Below are 7,358 nucleotides of genomic sequence, written 5' to 3'. Positions count from 1 at the left end.
CACTGTGAAAGCGGCCCCCGCAGTGACGGTGTCTTCGGGCGAGGTCACCGCCGGTGACGAGGTGACCGTGACCGGTGCCCACTTCACCCCGGACGCCACCGTCCGCATCGAACTGGACGGCACCGCCCTCGGCACCGCCACCGTCGATGACCTCGGCGCGTTCACCTACACCGCGACCATCCCGGTCAGCACCACCGCCGGCGCCCGCACCATCGCCGCCGTCGACACCACTTCCAACCGGACCGTCAACACGCCCCTCACTGTGAAAGCGGCCCCCGTTGTCCTGCCCGAATCCGAGGACAAGTCCGGCGACGACGGCGCGGATGAGGACGCGACCGGCCACGGGGACGGCGATGGCTCCGCCGCTGATGCCCCCGGCGCTGGGGAGTACTCCCTGGCGGCCACCGGCATCAACGCCGGCCCGTGGCTGCTGGCCGGCGGGGTGCTGCTGGCAGCCGCCGGGGTCCTGATTGGGGCCCGACGCATTCGCGGTTCGGCCCAGTAGCATCGCCCTGACTGACAGCGGGTCCGCCGGTTATCCGGCGGACCCGCTGTTTTGTCCTCCGGACAACCGGATGGCGTTCCAGGTTCAACATCCCGGTGCTTTTGAAGGGGAGCCAGCCATGGGGGAGTGGGTTGGGTACCGTGCGCTTCTCCTGGCCGTGCTGCCCTTCGTTATCGGCGGGTCCCTCTGGTTTTAGGAGGTTGTCCGCCCTGGCTGGCGCGCAGGACGAGGGGTTCCTTGGATTGCGGCAGTGGTCCGGCGTGCGGTGCCGCGAACGAGCGCCAGGTGCCCGCCCAGGAATCCTGCCCCTGCCATGATGGCGTTCCCCGCCAGGCCGAGCCCCGCGCCGAGAGAGTGGTGGCCGCGCATCCGCGCGACCAGGGAACCGAGGAAAAGGAAGACGGCGGCATCGGCACCCAGTGCATGCACCGCGCCGATCCGGCGCTCGGCGCCGGTCATTTCCGCCCAGTCGCCGGTGCCCGCGAGGGCGGTCGGCCCCGCCGCAGCCAGTCCGGCCCCGACCAGGAGCATGGCACCGGGACGTGCCGGGGAACCCCCGGCAACGTCGAGGATGGATGCACTGATCCAGCATCCCATCGTCAGGTCGGTGAGGGGAGGATGCAGTGAGTGGCCCAGGACGCCGGCGTGGAACGGACTGCGCCGTGCCCAACCAATTACCGGTCCATAGACGAACTCCTGGGCGGAAGCCACCCGATCGGAGAGGGGGCTCCAGCCTACTGCCTGAACCAGCCGCTGCGGCCGCGGCGCTTCGCTCACAATCGTTGAGGCTACGCCGGCCCGGCGCGGGTGTACAGGGATCGGGCGGGCGCGCCCATCTTGCCACAGCCCTGGATCACATTCCCCGGCGCGCCGGCCTGTGGAACGGGCCTATTCGCTTTCGATCGCGGTGGTGCGGTGGGGAAGGCCCACCGGCTTGGACTCTGCGGAACCGCGCTGGCGCAGGTAGATGGACAGCACCACCATGCTGCCCACGGCGAGGAACTCCGACTGCCAGTTTTGGAGGGTGCGGTTCCAGAAATCGGCTGACATCACATATTCCGTCCAGTCCAGCGCCTGCTGGCCGTGCTCTGCCTGCTCCTCGTTGTACACCACCAGGCCGGCGAGCGACTGGGCCCACCAGGACAGCACGAAGATGGCTCCCATGACCAGCAGCAGGGAGTTGGAGTAGAGGGTGCGGCGCCACCCGCTGGCCCCGGCCCAGCGGGGGGAGTCCGGACGGGCGTGGGGTCCGACCCGTTGTTCCTCGTCCGTTCCGGTCCCCTCGTCACCGGGCTTCTTCGACTCCGGAGACCCTTTTTGGACGAACCAGATGGTCGCAATGATGAACAGGAAGAACTGCAGGTACTCCGACTGCCAGTTCTCGGCCACGTCCACCACAAACGCAGAGGACGTCACGAACTCCCCGTAGGTGGCCGGCGCCTGCCCGTGGGAAATTTGCTCCTCGTTGTAGGCGGCCAGGCCGGCAAAGGACTGTCCGGCCAGCGCCCCTAGGAACAGGGCGGCGAACAGGAGGCTGAGGGCGTGCTGCCGGATCCCGCTTTGGCTCTTCATCGTCCCGCCATCCCGATGGCAATCATGTACACCAGACCCCCTGCGATGAGGGCCATCCAAAGACTGAAGACGACTTTCATGGCCCCAACCTAGACCCTCGTGGCGGGGAACGTAAGGCTCTGCCCGGCGCCCGCCCCGCCGCGACACCCGTGCCGGGGCGGGAGACGACACGCCGCATGCAGTGTAATCTGCATCACATTCTGTGGGGACTTTCCCAAAGTCACACCTCATGGTCGGATGACGATCCCTACCGGTCACCCCCGAAAAGTGGCCTCCGCGGCAGGGCCTTTGCTGCCGCCGCTGCGCCCCCCAAGCGTCCAGAAATGCCCTGTAACGTGGTTCTCCGCCGCCGTTCACCGGGCCACGGCCAGCCGTTCACCGTGTTTTGCCAGGCTGGCACCGGCCGGTCCCGCAGCGGCCAGAAGCGCCCCTCCCATCGCAACCGTCGACCCGGACCGCTGGTCCGGAAAGAGGACCCATGGACAAGAGCCGCCACGCTTTGCTCAGCCGCACGCCCTCCACCACCCCTCTGTCCGATTCCGCCGGCGCGGCCTCCCGGGGCGGAGCCCTCATCGGCCCTGCCAGGGGCCGGGACCTGCACGTCATGAGTTTCAACGTCCGTTGCGTGGTGTCCGGAACGGTGCCCGGGCATCCCGACCACTGGCCGGAGCGGGCCCCCCTGGTACAGGAATTCCTTGGCCTCGAACAGCCCACCCTGCTGGGGATCCAGGAGGCGGACTTTGGGCAGCTGGCGGCCATCCGGCGCGGCCTGCCCGAGGGGTACCGGATGATCGGCTTTGGGCGCGAGGGCCGCAGCGTGGGCGAGTATTCGGCGGTCTTCTACGACTCCCGCCGCCTTGAGGTCCTCGAATGGCAGCAGTGGTGGCTGTCCTCCACCCCGGAGGTCGTCGCATCGCGTAGCTGGGGCAACTCGGTGCCGCGCATCGTTACGTGGGGCCGCTTCGCGGACCGCGCTACCGGCGCGCAGTTTGTCGCCGCGAACACGCACTTCGACCACGAGTCCGAACCCGCCCGGATCAAGAGCGCAGAACTGCTGGTTACGCTGGCGGACCGCTTCGCAGACCTGCCGCTGGTGGTCATGGGCGACTTCAACGACCTGGCCGATGCCTCGGCCTCCTACACCCGGCTTGTCGACGACGGACCGTTCGCCAACGCGTGGGAGACCGCCGGAAAGCGCCTGACCCCGGGTTGGGGAACGTTCACCGACTACGGTCCTCCGGTGGAGGGCGCGAAGGTCATCGACTGGATCCTCACCAGCCCCGACGTCAGCGTCCACCAGGCAGCCATCAACACCTGGAACGATGCCGGCCGCTGGCCTTCCGACCACGCAGCCGTCCAGGCGCTCGTGACTCTGTAGCTCCCGCGGGCCCGGCTACCAAACGATCCCAAAGTGCCCGTGGAACGCCTCAATCACCAGATCGGGCCGGTGCAGGAAAGCCCCGGGGCGGTGGGGCGGGGGCAGGGCGGGGGTCCGGCCGTAGCGCAGCCACATCGCAATGTCGCGCCGGTCGACGCCGAGCTCGGCGCCGGCGTGAAGCAGGGCCCGGCCCAGCGGGGAATCCCAGGTAAACCCCTCGGGCAGCTTGGGCGCATGGGGCGCCTCGGTCATGGGCCCAGCTCCTCGCTAGCGGCGCCCCGTCCGGAGGCAGCCGACGTCGAAACCCCCGGGACGCGTCCCCGCGCCGGTCCCTCCGTACATCATCCCACGCGGAACGCCGCGGGTCAGGGGCCTGGGCCTGGTTGGGCTCCCGCGCCCCGGTTCCACCGTGTCTCCGTGCCGCCGTGCGCCTTAACTTGCGGAGGCAAGCTCCTCCGCGCCGGGCGGCGGGAAGAGTGCCCTGTAGGTGGCACCGGCAATCGCCGCACCGGCCAGCGGCGCCAGGATGAACAGCCACACCTGGCCCAGGGCCTCCGGGCCTGCGAACCAGGCGACGCCCAGCGAGCGCGCCGGGTTTACGGACGTGTTGGTGACCGGAATGGAGATCAGGTGGATCAGGGTCAGGGACAGCCCGATCGCGATTGGAGCGAAGCCGCCTTCGGCCGCCGGCCGAGAAGCGGTGGAGGGGTGTCCATGATGATGCTCCTTTGGCGTGGTGCTGCATGGGGGCGGTGCTGCGTGGATGCGGGGCCGATCCTGCGGTGCAGGCTTCCGGGGCAGGTGTCACCGGTTCCCGGAAGCCATTCCAGGCGTGGTCCGGGCCCCCGCCCGTTCCGGGTGCCCCTAAACTTGCCTACGGAAAACCCGCACGTGACGGAAGCAGATACCGAAGCACCCACCCAGGAGGGCACGACCATGCCGTTGAAGACCCCGCACCAGAACGTCACCTTTCCCTCGGCCCAGGGCGAAGCCCACGGCTACCTGGCCCTGCCCGCATCCGGTTCCGGCCCGGGCGTGATCGTCGTCCAGGAATGGTGGGGGATCGCGGACCACATCCGCGACGTCGCCGACCGCCTGGCCGCGGAGGGATTTGTCGCGCTGGCGCCGGACCTCTACGGCGGCTGGGTGGCCCACGACGGAGCGGAGGCTGCCAGGATGATGGCCCAGCTGCCCGCCGAAGAGGGCGCCCGCCTGCTGGCCGGTGCCGTGGACTACCTGTTGGGGCTGGAGGCCGTCACCAGCGAGCGGCTCGGCGCCATCGGGTTCTGCATGGGGGGAGGCTTCGTGCTGGCGCTCGCCGAGCAGCAGGGGGACAGGATTGCCGCGGCGGTGCCGTTCTACGGCGTCGGGCAGGCCGTTCCCAACTCATTCACCCACGTCAAGGCCGCCATCCAGGGGCACTACGCCGAGCATGACAAGGGCTACCCGGTGGCGGAAGCGCGCAGGCAGGAGCAGCAGATCCGCCGCGAGTCCGGTGCCGAGGTGGAGTACTTCTATTACGACGCCGGGCACGCGTTCCACAACGATGAAAACCCGGCCGGCAACTACAAGCCCGAGGCGGCGAAGCTGGCGTGGGAACGCGCGGTAGCGTTCCTCAAGGACAAGGTCAAGTAACAGCGGACCCGTCCGCACCACCAACACAGGAGGCAACCATGGCAGGAATCGTGCTCGTCGGGGTCGACGGCAGCGACACCGCCCAGAAAGCCGCGCAGCGCGCGGCCAGCATCGCCCAAGGGCTCGGCGTGGGGTTGGCCGTCGTAACCGCCCACGCGACGGACAACACGGAAGTCGTGCGCATCGGCAGGGACACGTGGGTCATGGACGACGCCGAGCAGGCGCTCAAGCTCGCCGAGCACTCCGCGGAGCTGTTGCGCCAGGACTACCCGGGGCTGGAGATCACCCCGGTGGCTGCCCTGGGCAAGCCGCAGGACGCGCTGGTGGAGGAGGCCGAGCGCTCCGGCGCCCAAATGATCGTGGTGGGTAACGTCGGCATGAAGGGCCTGGGCCGCCTGCTCGGCAGCGTCGCCACCTCGGTGGCGCACCATGCCCCCTGCGACGTCCTGATCGCCAAGACCTCCTAGCTGCCTCCCGGCCGCGGCCGGCACGACGACGGCGGGTCCGGTTCCCTGCGGAACCGGACCCGCCGTCGTCGTGTCCCCCGAAGCCAGGGGGCGGGGCGGGTAATCAGGGCCAGGCCAGCAAGCGGAACTCAGGCGGGCCGGGCCGCCCCCGGAAGGTGCCTGCGCGAATTCCGCGCGACGCCGGCCCCGGAGGCCAGGCACAGCAGCAGCGCGGCGCCGACCAGGGACAGCATCGGGAACCACTGCGCGAACAGCGCCACCACCGTCGGGGCCAGGAAGCCCAGGTAGGTCAGGGTGTAGTAGTACCCGGTCAGGGCGCCCAGTTCGGCGGGCGGGGCGAGGCGCTGGGTTTCCAGCAGCCCCGACACCAGCATCAGCCCATACCCCGCCCCCAGCACCAGGGAGGCGAGCAGCCCGAGCCGCGGGTCCAACACCAGCCCGGTCAGCAGCGCCAGCACCAGGCCGGCGGCGGTGGTGGCCAGGGCGGTCAGGACCGCGCGGGCGGAGCCGGGATCGTCGAGGCGCCGGGCGAGCGGCTGGATCAGCACGCCGGCCCCCAGTGTCAGTGCCGCCGCCGCGGTGGTGTAGAGCAGGCGGGCCTCCCCCAGGTTGGTCAGCAGCGCCGGGACCAGCGCGAAGCCGATGGTTCCCGAAGCGAAAGCCCATGGCGCGGCCGGGGCGACCACCCGGCGGAACCGCGGATGCCCGCCCGAGGAGGAGATGAGCCGGGCGCGCAACCCCAGGCGTTCCCCGCGGGCGCGGGTCTCCGGCAGGCGCAGCGCGACCAGCCCCATCGGGACGCACAGGGCCATGTGCAGCAGGTAGGGCAGCGTCGCCGGGGCGGGCGCCCAGTTGGCCAGCAGGCCGGCGGCCACGGGGCCAAGCCAGAAGCCCCCGGCGGAGAACAGCGAGGCGCGCCGGGCCCCCGCCCCGATCTGGGCATGCCCTTCCCACGGAGCCTGCGAGAGTTCCTTGATCCAGCTGGTGGTGGCGGCCATTGCCATGCCCGTGGCAATGCCGGCCAGCAGGCGCCCGGCGAACAGCGGGACGGGGCTGAGGGTGCCGAAGAGCATCGCGGCGCTGGCCACCACGGACAGGGCGATGCCCCCCAGCGCCACCGGCTTGCGTCCGGCGGCGTCGGAGAACGGGCCGCCCAGCAGCAGGGCGGGAACCAAACCCGCCACGTAGATGCCGAGCATGCCGGTCACGGCGAGCTCGGAGAAGCCGTACTCCTGCCGGTACATCGCCAACAGGGAGGCAAACTGGTTGGCTCCCCACCCGACCAGGGTCAGGGACAGGCCGGCGGGCAGCCACAGGCGGCGGTGGTGGGGCATGGCTCACAGTCTGGTCCATGCCCCGGACGGGCAGCGAATTGGCGGGCGCGGTTGTGCTGCGTCCCGCCCCCTGCCCGCAGTTCCGCTACGGCTTGGCCTGCTGTTCCTTGATGCGCTTCTCCTCGGCGCGGACCGCGGCCATGGAGGCGCGCTCGGCCTGGAGCCACTCCGGGCGGTCGGCCATCAGGGCCTCGATCTCCGCGGTGGTCAGCGCCTCGGTGATGCCGGCGCGGGCCAGCCCTGAGATGGAGACATTCAGTTTCTGGGCCACGATGGGGCGCGGGTGCGGGCCGTTTTGGCGCAGGTCCTGCAGCCACTGCGGCGGGTTGGTCATCAGCTCATTGAGGGCCTCCCGGGAGACCGGGTTTTCCTGGAACTCCGCAGGCGCGGCGGGAAGGTAGATGCCGAGCTTCTTGGCGGCCGTCGCCGGCTTCATGGTCTGCGGGGTCTTCTGCGTCATGCCATCA

General features: G+C 70.2%; 9 protein-coding genes and 1 pseudogene. 4 read left to right on the top strand and 6 right to left on the bottom strand.

The genetic code is table 11. The features are described from left to right. Positions 1-505: LPXTG cell wall anchor domain-containing protein (locus tag NCCP_RS15100; RefSeq protein ID WP_216364674.1), on the top strand; the 505-nt coding region annotated here is incomplete at its 5' end. 192 nt (positions 506-697) lie between these two features. Here NCCP_RS15100 and NCCP_RS07110 read toward each other — a convergent pair. After that, entirely contained in the window at positions 698-1,282 is a 585-nt protein-coding gene (locus NCCP_RS07110) for a DUF2231 domain-containing protein (protein ID WP_149956554.1), read from the bottom strand. A gap of 111 nt (positions 1,283-1,393) precedes the next feature. Then, the gene (locus tag NCCP_RS07105) at positions 1,394-2,077 is read right to left on the bottom strand and encodes a DUF6766 family protein (RefSeq protein WP_149956553.1); all 684 of its coding nucleotides are present in this window, start codon (positions 2,075-2,077) and stop codon (positions 1,394-1,396) included. Between the two features lie 478 nt (positions 2,078-2,555). Here NCCP_RS07105 and NCCP_RS07100 point away from each other — a divergent pair, with 478 nt between their 5' ends. Then, entirely contained in the window at positions 2,556-3,455 is a 900-nt protein-coding gene (locus NCCP_RS07100; RefSeq protein WP_149956552.1) for an endonuclease/exonuclease/phosphatase family protein, read from the top strand. A 15-nt stretch (positions 3,456-3,470) separates the two neighbouring features. Here NCCP_RS07100 and NCCP_RS07095 read toward each other — a convergent pair whose 3' ends face one another. Both NCCP_RS07095 and NCCP_RS07090 read right to left on the bottom strand, forming a co-directional pair. Further along, positions 3,471-3,707, bottom strand: a complete 237-nt coding sequence (locus NCCP_RS07095) for a hypothetical protein (RefSeq protein WP_149956551.1) — start codon at positions 3,705-3,707, stop codon at positions 3,471-3,473. Positions 3,708-3,887: 180 nt separating this feature from the next. Further along, positions 3,888-4,139 (bottom strand): annotated as a pseudogene (locus NCCP_RS07090) (aquaporin); the annotation flags it as partial. Positions 4,140-4,391: 252 nt separating this feature from the next. Between NCCP_RS07090 and NCCP_RS07085 the strand changes: the two are divergent. Both NCCP_RS07085 and NCCP_RS07080 read left to right on the top strand, forming a co-directional pair. Next, the gene (locus tag NCCP_RS07085) at positions 4,392-5,090 is read left to right on the top strand and encodes a dienelactone hydrolase family protein (RefSeq protein ID WP_149956664.1); all 699 of its coding nucleotides are present in this window, start codon (positions 4,392-4,394) and stop codon (positions 5,088-5,090) included. 38 nt (positions 5,091-5,128) lie between these two features. Then, positions 5,129-5,557, top strand: a complete 429-nt coding sequence (locus NCCP_RS07080) for a universal stress protein (protein WP_149956550.1) — start codon at positions 5,129-5,131, stop codon at positions 5,555-5,557. Between the two features lie 128 nt (positions 5,558-5,685). Here the strand turns inward: NCCP_RS07080 and NCCP_RS07075 are convergent, their stop codons facing one another. Together NCCP_RS07075 and NCCP_RS07070 are read right to left on the bottom strand one after the other, a co-directional pair. Further along, positions 5,686-6,891, bottom strand: coding sequence for an MFS transporter (locus NCCP_RS07075; RefSeq protein WP_149956549.1), 1,206 nt, complete (start codon positions 6,889-6,891; stop codon positions 5,686-5,688). Positions 6,892-6,976: 85 nt separating this feature from the next. Next, complete coding sequence (locus tag NCCP_RS07070; RefSeq protein ID WP_149956548.1) at positions 6,977-7,351, bottom strand: DUF5997 family protein; 375 nt, start codon at positions 7,349-7,351, stop codon at positions 6,977-6,979. Between the last annotated feature and the right edge of the window lie 7 nt (positions 7,352-7,358).

It is taken from the genome of Zafaria cholistanensis (assembly GCF_008580665.1).
Lineage (GTDB): Bacteria > Actinomycetota > Actinomycetes > Actinomycetales > Micrococcaceae > Zafaria > Zafaria cholistanensis.
This window is presented reverse-complemented; position numbering and strand designations above follow the sequence as displayed.

Coding starts and splice junctions, on each gene's coding strand:
- NCCP_RS07105 (WP_149956553.1), bottom strand. CDS start 2,077: ATGAAGAGCCAAAGCGGGATCCGGCAGCACGCCCTCAGCCTCCTGTTC.
- NCCP_RS07100 (WP_149956552.1), top strand. CDS start 2,556: ATGGACAAGAGCCGCCACGCTTTGCTCAGCCGCACGCCCTCCACCACC.
- NCCP_RS07095 (WP_149956551.1), bottom strand. CDS start 3,707: ATGACCGAGGCGCCCCATGCGCCCAAGCTGCCCGAGGGGTTTACCTGG.
- NCCP_RS07085 (WP_149956664.1), top strand. CDS start 4,392: ATGCCGTTGAAGACCCCGCACCAGAACGTCACCTTTCCCTCGGCCCAG.
- NCCP_RS07080 (WP_149956550.1), top strand. CDS start 5,129: ATGGCAGGAATCGTGCTCGTCGGGGTCGACGGCAGCGACACCGCCCAG.
- NCCP_RS07075 (WP_149956549.1), bottom strand. CDS start 6,891: ATGCCCCACCACCGCCGCCTGTGGCTGCCCGCCGGCCTGTCCCTGACC.
- NCCP_RS07070 (WP_149956548.1), bottom strand. CDS start 7,351: ATGACGCAGAAGACCCCGCAGACCATGAAGCCGGCGACGGCCGCCAAG.